Source organism: Streptomyces sp. TRM68416, assembly GCF_014596915.1.
Taxonomy (GTDB): domain Bacteria; phylum Actinomycetota; class Actinomycetes; order Streptomycetales; family Streptomycetaceae; genus Streptomyces.
Genome location: NZ_JACVWU010000015.1, coordinates 100,784 through 119,629 on the forward strand (window position 1 = coordinate 100,784; position 18,846 = coordinate 119,629).

Consider the following 18,846-nt stretch of genomic DNA (forward strand, 5'->3'; position numbering starts at 1 on the left):
TGCGAGAACAGTAGGAAGTCCGCGAGCGGGCTTTGAGTTGCACCGTGTCACGTCTGCGGGCGCCCGGCGTGCCACGGTGTCACCCTGCCGTGAGCCCATGTTTCACCACCGTTTTCCCAGGTCGTCCCATGTTTCAGCCCTGTTGCGCGTCATGTGCGAGGAGCGCGATGTGCACCGACGCCGCCTGTTCGAAGTCGTCGAGGTCGACGCCGAGGCGCGTCTGTATGGCCTCCAGCCGGCGGTAGAGGGCGGGCCGGGAGACGTGGTGGAGCTGGGCGGTGCGGGACTTGTTGCGGCCGGTCGCGAGGTAGGTCCGCAGGACGGCGAGCAGGTCGTCCCCGTCGCCGCACAGCAGCCCGTCCAACTCCCGCTCCGCGAACGACTGCACGTGCGGGTCGTCGCGCAGCAGCCGGATCAGGCCGCGCAGATGTACGTCCTTGAGGCGGACGACGGCCGGGAGGTCGAGCGCCCCCGAGGCGACGGCGTCCGCGACATGCCGGGCCTCGCGCATTCCGGCGGGAACGTCGTCCCAGGCGGTCCTCGGGTCGGCGGCGGCCACGACCGTCCGGGTGAGCCGGGCCGCGAAGTTGGCCGTGAGCACGGCCGCGTCCTGGTCCCGGGCCAGGCTCAGCAGTACGGCGGTGGCCCCGTCGGCCAGTTCGGCGACCAGGCCGGGCAGCCCCAGCAGCCGCAGCACGCGGTCGAGTTCGGCCGGATCGCCGTCGCGTACGACCAGCGGCACGAAGGTGCGCCGGTTGACCGGCAGTCCGGCGGCCCGCGCGCGGGGCAGCAGGTGCCGGGCCGGTACGACCCCGCTGACCAGGTCGGTGAGGAGGTCCTGCGCGGACTGCTCCTCCCAGGTGCAGGCGGAGTTGCCGCCGAGCATGCGGTGCAGGACGAGGGCCTCGGCCGCGCGGTCGGCGAGCAGCCGTCCGGTGGCGGTGTCGCCGCGGTAGCCGCACAGCATGATCTGGCCCCAGCGTTCGCCGCGGCCGCCGAGTTCGGCGCGGATCCAGCCGTCGCCCTCACTACCTCCCCCCGTGCCCGAAAGGCCCGGGTGGTGCCCCCACGCCTGACGGGCGATGCGCTCCCAGTCGCGCAGCACGTCCTCCACGGCCGACCGCTCCCCCGCGGTGGCCAGGACGCGGTGCGCGAGGTTGGTGACGACGACGGGACAGGCGCTGTGCTGGGCGACCTCGTCGAGCAGGCGCTGGAGCGGGACGCCCGCGGTGATCAGGCCGGTGAGGGCGGTCCGCACCGACTCCGACAGGCTGACGGCGGCGAACTTCCGCCGCACCAGCCGGGACTGGACCTCCTCGGTCAGCTCGGCGAAGGGGAAGGGCCGGTGCAGCACGACCATGGGCAGCCCGCACCGTTCGGCCGCGCGGCGCATCACGTCCGGCGCGGACGGGAAGGCGCGGCCGAGTCCCAGGACGACGGCCGCCGCCTCCGCGCGGTGCAGGGACCGGATGTACTCGGCCTGCTTGTCCTCGTCACCGGCGAGCAGCACCCCGGTGGTGAGGACCATCTCGCCGCCGGTGAGCATCACGCCGACGTCGGCGGCCTCCGCCACGTGCACCCAGCGCACGGCCCGGTCGAGCTGGCCGGCGCCGGCCACCACCTCGGGCTCCCCGGCCAGCACCCGCTCCAGGGTGAGGACCTGACGGACCGACAGGGCGGGTTCCAGGGTGGTGGCCATGACGTGACTTCCCTTGCTGGCTGCTGAAGGCTCCTGTGCAGACTGCTACTGAAGGCTCCGCAGAGCGCCTTCGAGGATCGCGGCGCCCTCCTCGGCCTCCGCGACGGACAGGGACAGGGGCGGGGCGACGCGCAGGGCGCTGGTGCGGTGGCCGCCGCCCTTGCCGATGAGGAGCCCGCCCGCGCGGGCCGCCTCCAGGACGGCGCTCGCGGCCTCCGGGTCGGCCTGGTCCGTGCCGGGTTTGACCAGCTCGATGCCGATCATCAGGCCCCGGCCGCGCACCTCGCGCACGTGCGGGACCTGTGCGGCGACGGCCCGCAGCCGTTCGATGAGCAGCCCGCCGACCCGCCGGGCGTTGCCCTGAAGGTCGTGTTCCAGCAGGTACGCCAGGTTGGCGAGGCCCGCCGCCATGGTGACCTGGGTGCCGCCGAACGTGGAAATGCTGTTGGCGTCCAGGCAGTTCATGATCTCGGCGCGGGCGACGACGCCGCCGATGGACATGCCGTTGCCGATGCCCTTGGCGAAGGTGAGGATGTCCGGCGGCCCCGAGGCGCCGTGCGCCTGCCAGCCCCAGAAGTGGTCGCCGGTGCGGCCCCAGCCGGTCTGCACCTCGTCGGCGATCCAGAGGATGCCGCGCTCGGCGAGCACCTCGCGGAAGGCGGCGTAGAGGCCGTCCGGCGGGGAGGTGAAGCCGCCGACGCCCTGGATCGGCTCGGCGATCAGGGCGGCGGGCGGGCGGGTGTGGCCGAGCAGGTCGGTCAGGTCCTCGACGCAGGCCGCGATGAACTCGGCGTCGCTCAGCGCGGCGTAGGGGCCGCGGGTGCGGACGCCGCCGTGGACGTAGAGCGTCTGGAGGGGGGAGAGGGAGGTGGGGGACCAGCCGCGGTTGCCGGTGATGCCGACCGCGCTGAAGGAACGGCCGTGGTAGCTGTTGCGCATGGCCAGGATCGTGTTGCTGCGCCGGTGGGTGGTGGCCAGCAGCAGGGCGGTGTCGTTGGCCTCGGTGCCGGAGGTGGTGAAGAAGACGCGGGCGTCCGGGATGCCGCTCAACTGGGCGATGCGCTCGGCGAGTTCGACCATCGGGCGGTTGAGGTAGAGGGTCGAGGAGTGGATGATCCGCCCGGCCTGCTCGCTCACCGCCTTGGTGACCTCGGGCAGGGCGTGCGCGGTCATGGTGGTGAGGATGCCGCCGAAGAAGTCGAGGTACTTGTTGCCCTCGGCGTCCCAGACGTGGCGGCCCTCGCCGTGGGTGATCTCCAGCGGGTCCTCGTAGTAGAGGGCGAGCCAGTCGGGCAGGACGGAACGGTGACGTGCGTACAGGTCGCTCACGGCTGCACCAGTCCTTCGTAGGCGTCGGGGCGGCGGTCGCGGTAGAACGCCCACTGCTGTCGCACCTCTTCGATGACGTCGAAGTCGAGGTCGCGGACGAGGAGTTCCTCCTTGGTGTCGCTGGCGGTCCCGCCCACGAACTGTCCGCGCGGGTCGACGAAGTAGCTCGTCCCGTAGAAGTCGTTGTCGCCGTACTCCTCGACGCCGACGCGGTTGATCGCGGCCACGAAGTACTCGTTGGCGACGGCCGCCGCAGGCTGCTCAAGGCGCCACAGGTAGGAGGACAGGCCGCGGTGGGTGGCGGACGGGTTGTAGACCAACTGGGCGCCGTTCAGACCGAGTTGCCGCCAGCCCTCCGGGAAGTGCCGGTCGTAGCAGATGTAGACGCCCACCTTGCCGACGGCGGTGTCGAAGACGGGCCAGCCGGCGTTGCCCGGTTTGAAGTAGTACTTCTCCCAGAAGCCCTTGACCTGGGGGATGTGGTGCTTGCGGTACTTGCCGAGGTACGAGCCGTCCGCGTCGATCACGGCCGCGGTGTTGTAGTAGAAGCCGGACTGCTCGATCTCGAAGACCGGGACGACGATCACCATGCCCGTCTCGCGCGCCAGCTCCTGCATACGACGCACGGTCGGCCCGTCGGGCACCGGTTCGGCCCACCGGTAGTGCTCCGGCTCCTGCACCTGACAGAAGTAGGGGGCGTTGAAGACTTCCTGGAACCCGATGACCTTGGCGCCCTGACGGGCCGCCTCGCGGGCGTGCTCCTCGTGTTTCGCCACCATGGACTCGGTGTCGCCGGTCCAGGTGGCCTGGACCAGGGCGGCGCGTACGACGTTGGCCATGAGCTGCTCCTTCGACGGGACGTCAGAGCCTCTACGCCCGTAGACGCAGGCCGTAGAGGGACGAACGTAAGCCTCCCGGACAGGCTTGCCAAGACCATCGTCGTTAACCCGCTGAGTCGATCGGGTTTCACACTCCTGCGGGTGAGCGACACACCCGGTCAGGTGGTGAACCCGGCGACCCGCAGCGCATGGACCAGGTCCCAGTGCCGCTGCTCCGAGACGCCGCGCGCGGCCTCCAGCAGCAACGGTACGAGGGTCTGCGGGTCGGCGGCCGCGCTGCGGGCGGCCTCCTCGGGGGTGCGGACGCGGACGTAGGCGTCGAGCAGCGCGCCGATCTCGCGCACGCGGCCCTCCCGCGCCAGGGCCAGCACGGCCCGCCCCATCTCCTCTGCGGGCCGGACCACGCCCTGCCGCAGGATCTGCTCCCCGTCGGCGCGCAGTCCCCCGGCGACCAGCGCGTCGGCCGCCGCGACCAGCCGGTCGGCGGGCAGCGACGCCGCCTCCCAGAGCAGGGTGGCCCAGTCGGCGCCCAGCCCGGCGTGCTGCATCTCGGCGGCGAGCAGCGGGTAGCGGGCGGGGGACGAGTACGTGATCTCGGCCAGCAGGGCGTGCGCCTCGCCGCTGCGCCCCTCCGCCCGCAGCCGTACGAGCCTGGCGACGGCCCCCGCGACCTCCCGCCGGTCCGCCGCGTCGACCGGCTCGGCCCGCGGCTCCGAACGCTCCGTGGCATCGACCCCCGCGAACCGCGCACCGCGCAGGGTGCGGCCGCTTCCGGCGCCCGGCTCGGGCACGGGCGGTAGGACGGCGGGCGGTACGGCAGCGGGGGCGGCTTCCTCCTCGACGATCCCGGCGAAGCGGGCACCGCCTCGGCGACGCTTGCGTTGCTTGGGGGTGGGCGGTGTGGGTTGGGGGGTGGGGGGAGCGGGCTGCGCGGGCTGCGGGGTGAGAGCCGCGGGCCGTGGGGCCGGGGGTGTGGGCTCGGGGGCCGGGGCCGCGGGCTCGAAGACCGAGGGCGCAGACTCCGGGGCCGAGGGCGCGGGTTCCGGGGCCGGGGGTGCGGGTTCCGGGGCCGGGGGTGCAGGCTCGAAGACCGAGGGCGCGGGATCCGGGGCCGGGGGCGCGAGCCCTGCGACAGGGGCCGCAGACCGTGCGGCGGAGGGCATCGACTGCGGGGTGGGAGGCGATGCGGGTCGGCGGGCGGGGTCGGCGTGGGGCGCACGGGCAGGGGAGGCACCAGGACGGGTACCAGGCGCACCGACAGCAGGACCGCCGGGACTCGCATGAGGCGAACGGGCGGCAGGACCACCTGGACCCGCGTGAGACGAACCGACGGCACCGGGACCCGCATGAGGCAAACCGACAGCCGGATCGCCGGATCCGGCGCCCGCATCGAGGCCACCCCCCGGACCAGCGCCCTCATCATGACCACTCCCCCGACCGGCACCCCCGCCCAGGCCGCTCCCCGGACCGGCACCGGCACCCCCGCCGGAGGCGCCGGGCTGCGGCCCTGCCGCGTCAACGTGCCGCTCGGTGCCATACCCCCGCGCCCCCGCCGGAGCTCCCGCGTGCGGCTTGTCCCACCACCCCTGTGCCCCCGACGGCCGAGGCGCCACGGCCCCCGCCCCCTGTTGCGGAACCCCTCCCCCGGCCCCCTCGACGCCTTCGCGCCCCTCGCCCCCGTCGGCGCTGAACACGGCACTGCCCTCGCCCTCGCCCCCGCGTTCGCGCCGGATGGCAGCCGCCCGCCCGCTCGCTTCGCGGCGCTCCAACTCCCCCATCCGGGCCCGGAGTTCGGCGCAGCGGGCGGTTGCTCGTGCATGGTCGTCGCGGGCCCAGGCGAGGTCGAGGCGTAGGGCGTCGGCCTCTTGCGGGGAGGCGGCGGAGGCGAGCAACCGGCCCAGTTCCGCCTGCCGTTCGGCGGCGTAGCGCTGCTCGCGGAGCATGATGTCGAGGCGGTCGCGGAGGGCGTCCCGGGAGCCGGGCAGGGTGTCGTACGCGGCGAGCGCGGCGGCGTGCAGGGCGCGGGCACGAACGGCCTCGGCACGGGCGGCTTCGAGGCCGTAGCCCGCCGCGAGATCCTGGAGCAGCGCCTCCACCACGTCCCAGGGCGGCACTTCGCGTCCGTCGACGCAGGCCTGCATGCCCTCCGGATCGCGCTGCCAGAACACCCCGCACCAGCCGCCGCCCTGGTCAAGGCGCGCCAGCAGACCGTCCAGGTAGTTCGCGAACTCCCGCACCTGTCCCGGGAGTTGTTCCACAGCCATCGCCCAACTCCCGCTAGACCGGAGCACTCCGGTCCGTAAGGCAACACCAGTCGTGTTACGGGGACGCTACGAGCAGTTTTCCGGCGGAACGCAGAGTACGCCCGCGCTGGCGCACCGTGAGGTCAGGCGCCCTCACACACCGGCCGGCGCGGACATCACCGCCAGCTCGTCCAGCGACAGGCCGAGCACCTGGGCCAGCGCAGCCACCGTGAAGAACGCGGGGGTCGGAGCACGGCCGGTCTCGATCTTGCGGAGCGTCTCGGCGGAGACACCGGCCGCCGCCGCGACCTCCGCCATGCTGCGGTCGCCGCGGGCCTCACGGAGCAGACGGCCGAACCGCTCGCCGCGCTCGCGCTCTTCGGGGGTGAGAGGGGTACGCACCATGCCACCATTCTAATACCGGTATAGTAATTGGCATGGTGGAGCTCAAGACGGACACATCGATCGATGCCATGTACGAGGCCGGACAGGTCGTCGGCCGCGCCCTCACCGCCGTGCGGGACGCCGCCGACGTGGGCGTTTCCCTACTGGAGCTGGACGAGGTGGCGCGTGACGTCCTGCGCGCGGCCGGCGCCTCGTCCCCCTTCCTCGGCTATCGCCCCTCCTTCGCGCCGACCCCCTTCCCGGCCGTCGTCTGCGCCTCGGTGAACGACGCCATCGTGCACGGCATCCCGACCGCCTACCGCCTGCGCGACGGCGACCTCGTCTCCATCGACTGCGGCGCCGAGCTGGGCGGCTGGGTCGGCGACTCGGCGATCAGCTTCACCGTCGGCACCCCGCGCCCGGCGGACGTCCGCCTGATCGAGACGGCCGAGCGGGCCCTCGCGGCCGGGATCGAGGCGGCCGTCGTCGGCAACCGCATCGGCGACATCGCCCACGCGATCGGCACGGTGTGCCGCGAGGCCGGTTACGGCATCCCCGAGGACTTCGGCGGCCACGGCATCGGCCGCCGTATGCACGAGGACCCCGCGGTTCCCAACGAGGGCCGCCCCGGCCGCGGCCTCCCCCTGCGCCACGGCATGGCCCTCGCGATCGAGCCCATGGTGCTCGCCGGCGGCGGGGACGGCTACCACGCGGCCCCCGACGGCTGGACCCTCAAGACGAACGACGGCTCACGGGCAGCACACGCGGAACACACGGTGGCGATCACGGAGGCGGGCCCGAGAGTGCTGACCGAACGGCAATGAGCGCACGCGGGGAAGGCGGCAACGAGCGCACGCGAACAATCGCCGATGAGCGCACGCGGGAAGGGGCGCGGGGCGCGCCGCACCCGCCGCCGAGCCCCGAGCGCCCCCTCAGCAGGCGCCCTGGGCATGCCCGTCGCAGCTATCCGTGCAATCGTGGCATAAGCGTACCTAGTGCTGGGCACCCGCTTCCGGTACGTCGTCAGCGAAGGTACGGAACCGATGACCAACGGCTTCAACGGCCCGGAGGGCTACGGCGACCCCTTCGGCGAATTCCTCGCCCGCTTCTTCGGCGGCCCGCGCCCCGGCCCCCGTCAGATCAACATCGGCCAGCTGCTCAGCCAGCCCGCCAGGGAACTCGTGCGCGGCGCCGCCCAGTACGCCGCCGAGCACGGCAGCCGGGACCTCGACACCCAGCATCTGCTGCGCGCGGCGCTCTCCGCCGAGCCGACCCGGAGTCTGCTCAGCCGGGCCGGGGCCGACCCCGACTCGCTCGCGTCCGAGATCGACGAGCGCTCGGGCCCGGTCCAGCACCCACCGGGCGAGGTGCCGCCCCCGACCTCGCTCTCCCTCACCCCGGCCGCCAAGCGGGCCCTGCTGGACGCCCATGACCTGGCGAGGTCCCGCGGCGCCGGTTACATCGGCCCGGAGCATGTGCTCAGCGCGCTCGCGGCGAACCCCGACTCGGCCGCCGGGCACATCCTGAACTCGGCCCGCTTCTCCCCCACGGGCCTGCCGCCCGAGGCGCCGGAGGCCGCGCAGCGGTCCGAGCGGCCCCGCTCCGCCGACACCCCGACCGTGGACAAGTTCGGCCGGGACCTCACCGACCTGGCCCGCCAGGGCCGGATCGACCCGGTGATCGGACGGGACGAGGAGATCGAGCAGACCATCGAGGTGCTCTCCCGGCGCGGCAAGAACAACCCGGTGCTGATCGGCGACGCGGGCGTCGGCAAGACCGCGATCGTGGAGGGCCTGGCCCAGCGGATCGCCGACGGGGACGTGCCGGACGTACTGACCGGGCGGCGGGTGGTGGCGCTCGACCTGACGGCGGTCGTCGCGGGCACCCGGTACCGGGGCGACTTCGAGGAGCGGATGACGAACATCGTGGGCGAGATCCGCGCCCACTCCGACCAGTTGATCGTCTTCATCGACGAGCTGCACACGGTCGTCGGCGCGGGCGGTGGCGGCGAGGGCGGGTCGATGGACGCCGGGAACATCCTCAAACCGGCCCTGGCCCGCGGGGAGTTGCACATCGTCGGCGCCACCACGCTGGAGGAGTACCGGCGCATCGAGAAGGACGCGGCGCTCTCCCGCCGCTTCCAGCCGATCCTGGTGCCCGAGCCGACGACCGCCGACGCGATCGAGATCCTGCGCGGTCTGCGCGACCGCTACGAGGCCCACCACCAGGTCCGTTACAGCGACGAGGCGCTCGTCGCGGCCGTGGAGCTGTCCGACCGCTATCTCCCCGACCGCCGGCTGCCGGACAAGGCGATCGACCTGATCGACCAGGCGGGCGCCCGGGTACGGCTGCGGGCCCGCACCAAGGGCACGGACGTACGGGCCATGGAGCGCGAGGTCGAGCAGCTGGCCCGGGACAAGGACCAGGCCGTCGCGGACGAACAGTACGAGCAGGCCACGCAGTTGCGCGACCGGATCGTGGAGCTGAAGCGGCGGATCGCGGACGCCGCCGGGGACGGCGAGGCCGACGAAGGACTGCATCTGGAGGTCACCACCGAGGCGATCGCCGAGGTCGTCTCCCGGCAGACCGGCATCCCGGTGAGCAGTCTGACCGAGGAGGAGAAGGACCGGCTGCTGGGCCTGGAACAGCATCTGCACGAGCGGGTGGTGGGCCAGGACGAGGCGGTGCGCGTGGTGGCCGAGGCGGTGCTGCGCTCGCGGGCCGGGCTCGCCAGCCCCGACCGGCCGATCGGCAGCTTCCTCTTCCTCGGGCCGACCGGCGTCGGCAAGACCGAGCTGGCGCGCGCCCTCGCGGAGGCGCTGTTCGGCAGCGAGGAGCGCATGGTCCGGCTGGACATGAGCGAGTACCAGGAGCGGCACACCGTCAGCCGGCTGGTGGGCGCTCCGCCCGGGTACGTAGGGCACGAGGAGGCGGGCCAGCTCACCGAGGTGGTGCGGCGGCACCCGTACTCGCTGCTGCTGCTCGACGAGGTGGAGAAGGCGCACCCGGACGTCTTCAACGTCCTGCTCCAGGTCCTCGACGACGGGCGGCTCACCGACAGTCAGGGCCGCACGGTGGACTTCACCAACACCGTGATCGTCATGACGTCCAACCTGGGCTCGGAGGCGATCACCCGGCGCGGCGCCGGCATCGGTTTCGGCGCGGGGGACGCCGAGGCGGACGAGGAGGCGCGGCGCGAGCGGATCCTGCGGCCGCTGCGCGAGCACTTCCGGCCGGAGTTCCTCAACCGCATCGACGAGATCGTGGTGTTCAGGCAGCTCGACCCGGAGCAGTTGCGGCAGATCACCGACCTGTTGCTGGACCGCACGCGCCGGATGCTCCAGGCGCAGGACGTCACCGCCGAGTTCACGCCGGCGGCCGTGGACTGGCTCTCCGCACGCGGCTATCAGCCCGAGTACGGCGCCCGCCCGCTGCGCCGCACCATCCAGCGCGAGGTCGACAACCGGCTGTCCCGGCTGCTGCTGGACGGCCGGGTCCAGGAGGGCGGCCGGGTCACGGTGGACGCCGAGGACGGGCGGCTGGTCTTCCGTACGGAGGAAGAGGCGCCGCCCGCCCCGGAGTTGTGACTACCGAGTCGGCCGCACCACCATCGCCGAGCCGCCGCCCCGCCGTACCTTCTCGGCGGCGGCGAGCCACTTGCCGCCGGGCAGCCGCTGCACCGCGGTCGCCGCGCCGATCTCGGGGTTGAGCCGGAATCCGTGCCCGATCGACTCCAGCTCGGCCCGCAACGGACTGTCGTACAAGCCGGGTTCGAGGTCGGTCGTGGCCTGGTTGCGCTGGCTGGCACGCGGTGCGGCGATGGCGTCGACGAGCGGCAGACCGCGGTCGAGGACCCCGGTGAGGGTCTGGAGCACGGTGGTGATGATGGTCGCGCCGCCGGGCGAACCGACCGCCACCACCGGCCTGTTGTGCTGGTCGAGGACGATGGTCGGGGACATCGAGGAGCGCGGACGCTTGCCCGGGCCCGGCAGGTTCGGGTCGTGGACGGCCGGGTCGGCCGGGGCGAAGGAGAAGTCCGTGAGCTCGTTGTTGAGGATGAACCCGCGGCCCGGGACGGTGATGCCGCTCCCGCCGGTCTGCTCGATGGTGAGCGTGTAGGAGACGACGTTGCCCCACTTGTCGGCCACGGTGAGGTGCGTGGTGCTGTCGCCCTCGTAGGTGGTCGGAGCCGCCGTGCCACTCGCGTCGCAGGCGGCGGGGTTGCGCGGGTCGCCGGGCGGGAGCGGGCTGGTGAGCACCGCGTCGTCCTTGATCAGGCACTCGCGCGAGTCGGCGTACTTCTGCGACAGCAGTTCCTTCGTCGGTACGTCCTCGAAGGCGGGGTCGCCGACCCAGCGCCCGCGGTCCGCGAACGCGATCCGGCTCGCCTCGATGGAGCGGTGCAGGTAGCGGGCCTCGCTCGCCCGGGAGAGGTCGGTCCGCTCGAGGATGTTGAGGGCCTCGCCGACCGTGGTGCCGCCGGAGGAGGAGGGCGCCATGGAGTAGACGCCGAGACCGCGGTACGAGGTCTTCGTGGGCGCCTGGAGCTTGGTGCGGTAGGCGGCGAGGTCCGCGGCCGTGAGGTCGCCCGGTCGGGCGTTCCAGCCCGAAGCGGGGTCCACGGGCGGCTTGTTGACCGTGTCCACGATGTCCTCGGCTAGGCCGCCGCGGTACATCGCGCGCACCCCCTTGCGCCCCAACTCCTTGTAGGTGCGCGCGAGATCGGGGTTCTTGAAGGTGGAGCCGACGACCGGGAGCGCGCCGCCGGGCAGGAACAGCTCGGCGGTGTCGGGGAAGTAGCGGAACCGGGTCTCGTTGGCGGCGGTCTGTGCCCGGAAGGTGTCGTCGACGACGAATCCCTCGCGGGCCAGGCGCTCGGCGGGGGCGAGGAGGCTTGCGAGCCTCTTGCTGCCCCACTTCTCCAGCGCCGTCTGCCAGGTGGCGGGCGTACCGGGCGTGCCGACGCTCAGGCCGCTGCTGACGGCTTCGGCGAAGGGGATCGGCTTGCCGCCCTCCAGGAACAGGGCGGCGTCCGCGCTCCGCGGGGCGGTCTCACGGCCGTCGATCGTGCGCACCGTGCGGGACTTGGCGTCGTAGTAGACGAAGTAGCCGCCCCCGCCGATCCCGGCGGAGTAGGGCTCGGTGACGCCCAGGGCGGCGGCCGTGGCGATCGCCGCGTCGACCGCGTTGCCGCCCTTCTTGAGGATCTCGATGCCGGCGGCCGAGGCGTCCGCGTCGACACTGGCGACGGCGCCCCCGTAGCCGACGGCGACGGGGACCTTCTCGGTGGGGCCGGCGGTGGGCGGCGCCGCCCCCACCGACACCACGGCGGCCGAGACCGCCAGTACAGCCAGTTTCCGCGCTCCGGGACGACGCATCCGCACCTCCATGCAAGGGCCGTTCGCGCAGCCTAATCGATCGACATGACCCCGTCAGGAGTGCGCGCTAGCATGCGCGCCCATGAATGACGACGTGCGCAACATCGTCCTCGGCGTGCTGGCCGCCGGCCTCAGTGCCGCGCTCGGCTGGCTGTCCCGGACCTACCTGTGGAAGCGCAAGCTCCGCCGCAAGCAGGCCTTCTTCGGGCTGCCGGAGAACTCGGAGTCACTGCTCGTCGTCAACCGCGACCCGGCCACGTCGGAGCCGGCGGTGCACCGCTTCGACGTGTTCGCACTGCTGGAGCTGTCCGCGCTGATCAAGGACTGCGGCGCCCACATCCAGGTGGTCACCCAGGATTCGGTCCATCAGGGCTTCGGCGAACGCACCGAGTTCTGCGTGGGCGGTCCGGCGTCGAACCGGCGTATGGCGGCTCACATGTCGGCGATGCTGCCCGGGGTCCGGGTCAACGTCGACCCCGAACCCGGCCCGGACCGGGGTGCCTTCCAGATCGGCAGCGAGCGCTACCGGCTGGAGGCGGGGGTGGCGGAGTACGTCCTGCTGGCCCGGCTCACCGCGGGCGACCCGAAGCTGAGCCGTCCGGTCTTCCTCTTCTGCGGCCAGCGCGCCATCACCAACCAGGCCGCGACCCGCTATCTGGCCCGCCACCACGAGCGCCTGACCCGCAAGTACGGCAACAACTCCTTCGTCCTGCTCCTGAAGGTCATCAATTCCCAGGCCTACGGACCGGACGTGGTCGAACTCGTCGGCGACGTCACGCGGACCGCGCAGACGCCCCTGCCGGCCCCTGCGGCCCCGCGAAACTCCCACCGCGCCTCCTGAGCCGCAGCCCCTGCGCAAGGGTCGCGACATGCGCGCCCCGGCCTCGGCCCACACCCTCGGCGCCCCTCCTTCCAGACGCCGGGCCGCCGGCCGGACCGCCGCTCCGCGGCGAGCACAACCCGACCGGCGCTCAGCTGACCTTCTCCTCGCCGGGGAACGGCCCTTCGTACGGGTCGGTCCCGCTGCGCAAGCAGTGATCTCCGGCCGGCGCCGGGCGGGTATGGCTCTCTTGTCTGCTGCCCCCTGCGGCCGGGGTGCCGTGGCTGGTTTCCCGGCCGGCAGCAGCGTCCCCCGGTGGTCCGGGGCGGCCTGTGCGGCCGCTACGGGGACGAACGGCACATCCTAGTCGAGGCCTTCCGCGCCGGTCGTGCCGGGCAGCGGCTGCCCGTCGAGCAGGACCGTGCCGGAGCGGACGGTCTCCAGGCGGTCGACCGCCCTGCGCAGGGTCGACTCCCCCGCCCCCGAGGGGCCGGCGTCCACGACCACCTCCCCCTTGCCGACGGTGAGGTCGATGTCCTGCAGGACATGTAGTTCCCGTAGTACTTGTTGACGTCACGTAGCTCGATCAACGGATCGACGACCATGCCCCAGCCCTGTCTCAGTCCCAGCTGTGTCGTGGTTGCCGCAAACTATCCAGACGCAAGTGGAGTTAGGGCACGACACGCACTTTTCGGGCATTAGCCGTATTTAAGCCGCAGTTCAGGCCACGGATTCACACCTCCGCGACCTCCGCGTACAACTGCGACAGCTCGGGCGCCCCGCTCGAGGCCCACTCGTGCCCGGAGGCGACGACGTCGAACTCGCGCCCCGAGGCGAGACGGACGACGGGCTGCCCGTTGGGCCAGATCTCCCAGAGCGCGCCGGGGACGGTGCGCACGATGACGGTGCCGAGGTAGAGACCGGCGTCGTTGCCGAGCCAGGGCAGCACCTCCTCGTCGTCCCGCCAGCGCGGCAGCAACTGGTCGAGCGCCTCCAACGAGGCCGCGGTGTCGTCGAGTTGGAACCCCTCCCGGGCCGCCTGGGAGCGCAGCAGGTCGCACTCGGAGAGCAGCTCGGCGATGCCCTCGTGGCCGTCGTCACCGTCCGGGAACACCGCGACGCCGAAGGCGGGGCCGTGCCTCTTCCGCCAGTTGCCGAGGAAAGGGATGTTCATACGTCCAGCCTCGCACCGAGGGCGCCACCTGCACCACCGGCACGCGGGACTCGGGCGCGACACGGCACTCGGACCCCCCTTGCCAAAAGTTATTCAACGTCCGTAGAGTTCATCACGTAATGATTTCATTGCACGTTGACTTCGGGCGTCCGAGAGGCGGGAACTCGTGCAGAAGATCCCCTTCCAGGTGAACGAGGGCGGCTTGGTCGCCCTCCTGCCCAACGGCCATGTCGAGTTCCTCGCCGACTCGGCGCGGGCGCCGATCATGCGGCACAACGCCGGGCGCCCGGTGTCGGCCGAGGAGCTGATGACGCACGCGCTCAGCGATCCGCTGGTGACCCTGGACCGGTTCCATCTGTCCGCTCCGGCCATCGCGTTCGTGGAGACCACCAATCTCTGCAACCTGCGCTGCAAGCACTGCTACGCGGACTCCGCGCTCAAGCGCCCCGACGAGATGTCCACCCCGCGCATCAAGGCCCTGCTCGACGAGTTCGCCGACATGGGGGTGCTCCAGGTCTTCCTGACCGGGGGCGAGATCTTCTCGCACCGCGACGCGGTCGAGATCATCCGGCATGCCCGCAGCAAGCCGTTCAGCACCCAGATCTTCACCAACGGGCTGCTGATCACCGAGGAGCGCCTCGCCGCGATCCCGCCCGGCCAGTCGTTCTTCATCAGCTTCGACACCGCCGACCCCGAGCGCACGGTCCGCGGGCGGATGGACTTCCCCAAGCTCCAGCACGCCTTCGAGATGATGCGCAGGCACGGCCATGTCTTCCGCACCGCGATCTCCGTCCACCGCAACAACATCCAGGACGCCGAGGCGATCTTCGAGTGGTGCGCCGAGCGGGGCTATCCGCGGCCGCAGTGGCTGGAGACCCACCCCGTGGGCCGCGCCCTGCTCCACCCGGACATGCTGCTGCGCCCCGAGGACGTCGACGAGGTCTTCGAGGTCTACCGGCGGTGCATGGAGCGGTACTCGACCTCCCCCGACATCCAGCCCGAGGCCGCGCCCGCCCCGCCGGGCCGACGCGCCGCGGACGAGATCCGCGGGGTGGACACCATCCAGTTCTGCCAGCGCCTGGAACGCGCCGTGGGCCAGGAGAAGTGCGGCCGGTCGGTCGTCTACGTCAACAGCCGCGGCGACGTCTACCCGTGCAGCAACTGCATGTCCGGCCAGCTGCACAAGGCCGGGAACATCGCCGAGCGGCCGTTCGCCGGCATCTGGGAGTCCGGTTTCGACGAGTTCCGCGACATCCGCTTCAGCGACCACACCGTGTGCGGGACCTGCCCGGTGGCGGCGGAGGACATCTGGTGTCAGTTCCGCTGCCCCCCGCTGGCCCGCAACCTCACCGGCGACGCACAGGGCTGCGGAGCCACCGAGTACCTCCAGGAGTTCATGCTGCGCGCCGGCCGCTACTGGCGCGACCGCAGGAAACGGGACGTACGCCTGACGCTCACTCCCCGCTAGCACCACCCCGCCCGGCCCGCCGGCCGGGCCCCACCGACCCCGCTTCCGACGACGCGAGCGGGACCCGTCCGCGGGCGGCGCGAACGCTGCCGCCCCGCACCGAAGGGAATACGGACATGCCCGAAGAGAAGAAGGTCATCCGCATCCATCTGGAGCCGGGCGAGGAGGGCGTGACCCTGAGCGCCGTGGGCGCCGCCTCGGCCACCGCCCCCGCGGAGACCATCGTGGAGGCCACCAACATCACCGAGGCCACGGTCATCGAGGTCGAGATCTGACCCCTTCCCGTGGTGACAGGAACCGAAGCGGAGCACAACCCTCCGGGCCCGTAGAGGGACGGGCCCAGGAGAGCGCTCGGCGTACCTCGACCGTGGGGACGGGGCGAGGACGCACACGGGCGCTGCACGGCCTTCCCGGCCCGTAGAGGGACGGGCCGGGAAGGGACCGTGGCCGACCAGGTGCGATGAGACGAGGTCGCGATGAGCAAGACGGTTGCTTCAGCCGGCTCCACCGCCGTGCGCCCCGGCACAGGACTCGCGCGGCTGCTCAAGGAGAATCCCGCGCTGCGCATCGGCCAGGACGACTACAACATCAACGTGACGGCCAACTACGGCGACCGGCTCACGCCCGCCGAGGTCGCCGACGCGGTACGGGACCACCCCGGCGCCGGCCGGCCCGCCCATCTGTACTTCCATGTCCCGCTGTGCGCGTACATCTGCCACTTCTGCAACTACGTCAAGCGCAAGGTGCCCAGCGGTGCGGAGGGCGACCGCTCCACCCGGCTCTGGACCGATCTGCTGCTCGACGAGTCCGTGCGGCGGCTGGCGCACGCCCCGTGGCTGGCGGAGGCCCGCGTCGAGTCGGTGTACCTGGGCGGCGGCACCGCCTCCCTGCTGGGCACCGAGCAGTTGGCGCGGCTCGTCGACCACATGCGGACGCACTACTCGCTCACCGGGGACTGCGAGATCTCCCTGGAGGGCAACCCCGACAACTTCCAGCACGACGAGCTCGCCGAGGCCTGCGACCTCGGCTTCAACCGCTTCAGCGTGGGCGTGCAGTCGCTGCAGAGCGAGGTCAACGCGTTCGCGGGACGCGGGCACGACGCCGCGATGTCGCTGCGGGCGATCGAGAAACTGCGGGCGACCGGCAAGCCGTTCAACGTCGACATGATGTTCGGGCTGCCGTTCCAGACACCGGCGAAGGTCGCCGCCGACATCCGCGCGCTGACCGACCTCGGCGTGCCCACGATCACCATCTACCGGCTGCGCAACGCCGACCGGGCGAAGATGGGCATAGGCAACCGCGCCCTGTGGAACGTGGAGAGCGTCCTCGACCGGCTGCGCGAGGAGCACCGCTTCCCCGGCCTCCACGAGACCTACGAGATGCGTGAGGCCATCGTCGAGCTGCTGCTGGACGCGGGCTACCACCCGAGCCCGTGCGGCTGGTGGAACCGGCCCGGCCTCTACCCCGACGGCAACATCCCGCGGGTCTCGCGGAACAAGTGGCAGCGCCACGACACGATGATCGCCTACGGCCCCGGCGCCTACGGCTGGCTCACCGGCGACGACGACACGGTCGTACAGACCCACAACACCGCCGACATCAGCGGCTACGCCCGGCAGCTCCAGTCCGGCCCCGGGCTGCCGCTCGCCTTCGGGCGCCGGCTGGCGGGCCCGGAGGCGATCGGACTGGTGCTCGGCTTCAACTTCAAGGCCAACCAGCCCATCGACGCGGCCCGGTACCGACGCCGGTTCGGTGTCGAGCTGTTCCACGACGAGCCGTTCGCCGCCGTGTTCGCCGAACTCCGGGAGCGGGGGCTGGTGGAGCCGGTGCCGGGGGCCGTGGAGAGCGTCGCGCCCACGCTGGACGGCGAGGCCCTGCACGAGGAGATCATCAGCGTCTACTTCCACCAGCGCATCGGCAGCTTCGCCGAAGCCGTGTGCCGGAGGTGAACCGATGAGCGTCCATCGCCGCGTCCAGTGGCGCCGGGACCCGGACGGGACGGCGTACCGCACCAGGCGGTCGTTCCCCGCGGCTCCGGCGCGTTCCACCGTGCTGCTCGCCGGTCCCGGAACCGTCTCCGTCCTCGACGGCGACGGCCGGGACGACCGGCTGCTGGCCCGGCTGACGGACCGTCTGGTGGCCTCCGGCGCCCAGGTACTGGACTGCGACATGCCGGCCCGTGACCCCAAGTCCCCCGTCAGCGAGGAGGATGTCCGGGCCAGGGCCGAACGGCTGGAGCAACTCGTCGAGGGAAACCAGCACTTGACCAGGGGCCCGTTCACCCTCGTGGGGTTCTCGCTGGGCGGCCAGGCCCTGCTGCGCCTGCTCGGTTCGGGCGCCCCGAGGCAGGCCGACCGCGTCGTCCTGGTGGGCACGGTGGTCGACGAGGACGTCTTCCTCGCCTCCCGGGTCCCCTCGGTCGAACTCGTCTACGGCGGCAACGACCTGGTCGGCTATCTGGTCGACGACTCCGACCCGTCCCAGAAGCCCGCCGTCTTCGATCCGGGCGTCTACGGCGACTGGTCCGCGCGGCATGTCATCGGCACCCCCACACCCGCGGTCCGCGTCCATGTGCTCGACGGACTCGGCCACACCCTGCACCCGTGCGGTCCGGGACCGTCCCGGGATCCACTGCCCGCGCTCACCTCCCTGGTGGGCGTCGGCCCATGACCCCACTCGGTTCCCCCCGCAGCACGACCAGGAAAGGTAACGACATGCCCGCCAGCGAGACGCTCTCCAGCCGGCGTTTCAACAAGATCGCCAACAACTTCGCCACCAGTGAGGTGCACCGGTCGAGCCCGACCATGGAGGCACTGCACGAGACGCTCGGCCCGCAGACCGGCAGCGCGATCTGCGACGTCGCCTGCGGCGCGGGCCATCTGGCGCTGTCCTTCGCGGACGAGTACCCGGCCCGTCTCGTCGGCGTGGACCCGGCGCCCTCGATGCTGGACTCCTTCCGGAAGCTCGCCGCCGAACGTTCGGTCACCGTGGAGACGGCGCAGGCCGCCGCCGAGGAACTCCCCTTCCCCGACGGCTCGTTCGATCTCGTGGTGTCCCGGCTCGCCCCGCACCACTTCCAGGACATGCCGCGGGCGGTGGGCGAGATGGCCCGGCTGCTGCGGCCCGGCGGGCGGCTCGCCGTGATCGACCTGGAGGGGCACGAGGACCCCGAGATCGACGCGCTCAACCACGAGCTGGAGGTCCTGCACGACCCGACGCACCGGCGCAGCTACACGCTCACGGAGTGGATCGGCTTCCTCCAGGGCGCCGGCCTGAACGTCCCGGTGGCCCGGGGCGGGCAGGCCGAGAGCCGCACGGGGGTGCCGGTGAAGCGCTGGTGCGAGATCGCCTCGTCCGGGGCGGAGGCCGAGGCGGCGATCCGGCGCCGGCTGGCCGCGGCGCCCGAGGCCCACCGCGAGGCCCTCGGGATCCGCGAGGACGGCGAGGAGTTCCTCATCCCGGTGCGCACCTGCATGGTGATCGGGGTCAAGGCGCTGGGCGGGAGGCACTGA

General features: G+C 72.3%; 17 protein-coding genes and 1 pseudogene. 10 read left to right on the top strand and 8 right to left on the bottom strand.

Annotated features, from left to right (window positions below; all coding sequences use genetic code 11):
• Positions 1-133 precede the first annotated feature (133 nt).
• The 4 genes from ICC28_RS23785 to ICC28_RS41300 form a co-directional block, all read right to left on the bottom strand.
• Positions 134-1,699 carry a PucR family transcriptional regulator gene (locus tag ICC28_RS23785; protein WP_188290713.1) on the bottom strand — a complete coding sequence of 522 codons (1,566 nt, stop codon included), beginning with the start codon at positions 1,697-1,699 and terminating at the stop codon, positions 134-136.
• 45 nt (positions 1,700-1,744) lie between these two features.
• Complete coding sequence (locus ICC28_RS23790) at positions 1,745-3,028, bottom strand: aspartate aminotransferase family protein (protein WP_188290714.1); 1,284 nt, start codon at positions 3,026-3,028, stop codon at positions 1,745-1,747.
• Entirely contained in the window at positions 3,025-3,867 is an 843-nt protein-coding gene (locus ICC28_RS23795) for a nitrilase-related carbon-nitrogen hydrolase (protein ID WP_188290715.1), read from the bottom strand. The genes ICC28_RS23790 and ICC28_RS23795 overlap by 4 nt, the downstream gene beginning before the upstream one ends.
• Positions 3,868-4,025: 158 nt before the next feature.
• The gene (locus ICC28_RS41300) at positions 4,026-4,658 is read right to left on the bottom strand and encodes a hypothetical protein (protein WP_317454080.1); all 633 of its coding nucleotides are present in this window, start codon (positions 4,656-4,658) and stop codon (positions 4,026-4,028) included.
• Positions 4,659-5,213: 555 nt separating this feature from the next.
• Here ICC28_RS41300 and ICC28_RS41305 point away from each other — a divergent pair.
• Positions 5,214-5,720: a hypothetical protein gene (locus ICC28_RS41305; RefSeq protein ID WP_317454081.1), complete on the top strand. Its 507-nt coding sequence runs from the start codon at positions 5,214-5,216 to the stop codon at positions 5,718-5,720.
• A gap of 12 nt (positions 5,721-5,732) precedes the next feature.
• Positions 5,733-6,170 carry a hypothetical protein gene (locus tag ICC28_RS41310; protein WP_317454082.1) on the top strand — a complete coding sequence of 146 codons (438 nt, stop codon included), beginning with the start codon at positions 5,733-5,735 and terminating at the stop codon, positions 6,168-6,170.
• A gap of 93 nt (positions 6,171-6,263) precedes the next feature.
• On the opposite strand, the gene ICC28_RS23805 is transcribed toward ICC28_RS41310, so the two are convergent.
• On the bottom strand, positions 6,264-6,515 hold the full coding sequence (locus tag ICC28_RS23805) for a helix-turn-helix domain-containing protein (protein WP_188290717.1): 252 nt from the start codon (positions 6,513-6,515) through the stop codon (positions 6,264-6,266).
• 32 nt (positions 6,516-6,547) lie between these two features.
• Here ICC28_RS23805 and map point away from each other — a divergent pair, with 32 nt between their 5' ends.
• Both map and ICC28_RS23815 read left to right on the top strand, forming a co-directional pair.
• A complete protein-coding gene (gene map / locus ICC28_RS23810; RefSeq protein WP_188290718.1) occupies positions 6,548-7,318 on the top strand; it encodes a type I methionyl aminopeptidase in 771 nt (256 codons plus the stop codon).
• Between the two features lie 219 nt (positions 7,319-7,537).
• The gene (locus ICC28_RS23815) at positions 7,538-10,081 is read left to right on the top strand and encodes an ATP-dependent Clp protease ATP-binding subunit (RefSeq protein WP_188290719.1); all 2,544 of its coding nucleotides are present in this window, start codon (positions 7,538-7,540) and stop codon (positions 10,079-10,081) included.
• On the opposite strand, the gene ggt is transcribed toward ICC28_RS23815, so the two are convergent.
• Complete coding sequence (gene ggt, locus ICC28_RS23820) at positions 10,082-11,872, bottom strand: gamma-glutamyltransferase (protein ID WP_188290720.1); 1,791 nt, start codon at positions 11,870-11,872, stop codon at positions 10,082-10,084.
• Between the two features lie 82 nt (positions 11,873-11,954).
• Between ggt and ICC28_RS23825 the strand changes: the two genes are divergently transcribed.
• Positions 11,955-12,713 carry a hypothetical protein gene (locus ICC28_RS23825; protein ID WP_188290721.1) on the top strand — a complete coding sequence of 253 codons (759 nt, stop codon included), beginning with the start codon at positions 11,955-11,957 and terminating at the stop codon, positions 12,711-12,713.
• 372 nt (positions 12,714-13,085) lie between these two features.
• On the opposite strand, the pseudogene ICC28_RS23830 reads toward ICC28_RS23825, so the two are convergent.
• Both ICC28_RS23830 and ICC28_RS23835 read right to left on the bottom strand, forming a co-directional pair.
• Positions 13,086-13,297: pseudogene (locus ICC28_RS23830) on the bottom strand (ATP-binding cassette domain-containing protein); the annotation flags it as partial.
• Positions 13,298-13,425: 128 nt separating this feature from the next.
• Positions 13,426-13,866 (bottom strand): DUF6278 family protein, encoded by a 441-nt coding sequence (locus ICC28_RS23835; protein ID WP_188290722.1) that lies wholly within the window; start codon positions 13,864-13,866, stop codon positions 13,426-13,428.
• A 166-nt stretch (positions 13,867-14,032) separates the two neighbouring features.
• On the opposite strand from ICC28_RS23835, the gene ICC28_RS23840 reads away from it, so the two are divergent.
• From ICC28_RS23840 to ICC28_RS23860, 5 genes are all read left to right on the top strand, one after another.
• Complete coding sequence (locus tag ICC28_RS23840; RefSeq protein ID WP_188290723.1) at positions 14,033-15,334, top strand: radical SAM/SPASM domain-containing protein; 1,302 nt, start codon at positions 14,033-14,035, stop codon at positions 15,332-15,334.
• A 116-nt stretch (positions 15,335-15,450) separates the two neighbouring features.
• Positions 15,451-15,609: a hypothetical protein gene (locus ICC28_RS23845; protein ID WP_188290724.1), complete on the top strand. Its 159-nt coding sequence runs from the start codon at positions 15,451-15,453 to the stop codon at positions 15,607-15,609.
• Between the two features lie 201 nt (positions 15,610-15,810).
• Entirely contained in the window at positions 15,811-17,283 is a 1,473-nt protein-coding gene (locus ICC28_RS23850) for a coproporphyrinogen-III oxidase family protein (RefSeq protein WP_188290725.1), read from the top strand.
• A 4-nt stretch (positions 17,284-17,287) separates the two neighbouring features.
• Complete coding sequence (locus ICC28_RS23855) at positions 17,288-18,004, top strand: hypothetical protein (RefSeq protein ID WP_188290726.1); 717 nt, start codon at positions 17,288-17,290, stop codon at positions 18,002-18,004.
• Positions 18,005-18,048: 44 nt separating this feature from the next.
• On the top strand, positions 18,049-18,846 hold the full coding sequence (locus ICC28_RS23860) for a class I SAM-dependent methyltransferase (RefSeq protein ID WP_188290727.1): 798 nt from the start codon (positions 18,049-18,051) through the stop codon (positions 18,844-18,846).

Excerpts from the sequence above, each read along its gene's own strand:
- ggt (WP_188290720.1), bottom strand. The coding sequence starts at position 11,872 with ATGCGTCGTCCCGGAGCGCGGAAACTGGCTGTACTGGCGGTCTCGGCC.
- ICC28_RS23850 (WP_188290725.1), top strand. The coding sequence starts at position 15,811 with ATGAGCAAGACGGTTGCTTCAGCCGGCTCCACCGCCGTGCGCCCCGGC.
- ICC28_RS23805 (WP_188290717.1), bottom strand. The coding sequence starts at position 6,515 with ATGGTGCGTACCCCTCTCACCCCCGAAGAGCGCGAGCGCGGCGAGCGG.
- ICC28_RS23795 (WP_188290715.1), bottom strand. The coding sequence starts at position 3,867 with ATGGCCAACGTCGTACGCGCCGCCCTGGTCCAGGCCACCTGGACCGGC.
- map (WP_188290718.1), top strand. The coding sequence starts at position 6,548 with ATGGTGGAGCTCAAGACGGACACATCGATCGATGCCATGTACGAGGCC.
- ICC28_RS23835 (WP_188290722.1), bottom strand. The coding sequence starts at position 13,866 with ATGAACATCCCTTTCCTCGGCAACTGGCGGAAGAGGCACGGCCCCGCC.
- ICC28_RS23825 (WP_188290721.1), top strand. The coding sequence starts at position 11,955 with ATGAATGACGACGTGCGCAACATCGTCCTCGGCGTGCTGGCCGCCGGC.
- ICC28_RS23815 (WP_188290719.1), top strand. The coding sequence starts at position 7,538 with ATGACCAACGGCTTCAACGGCCCGGAGGGCTACGGCGACCCCTTCGGC.
- ICC28_RS23785 (WP_188290713.1), bottom strand. The coding sequence starts at position 1,699 with ATGGCCACCACCCTGGAACCCGCCCTGTCGGTCCGTCAGGTCCTCACC.
- ICC28_RS23860 (WP_188290727.1), top strand. The coding sequence starts at position 18,049 with ATGCCCGCCAGCGAGACGCTCTCCAGCCGGCGTTTCAACAAGATCGCC.
- ICC28_RS41305 (WP_317454081.1), top strand. The coding sequence starts at position 5,214 with ATGAGGCAAACCGACAGCCGGATCGCCGGATCCGGCGCCCGCATCGAG.
- ICC28_RS23855 (WP_188290726.1), top strand. The coding sequence starts at position 17,288 with ATGAGCGTCCATCGCCGCGTCCAGTGGCGCCGGGACCCGGACGGGACG.
- ICC28_RS23845 (WP_188290724.1), top strand. The coding sequence starts at position 15,451 with ATGCCCGAAGAGAAGAAGGTCATCCGCATCCATCTGGAGCCGGGCGAG.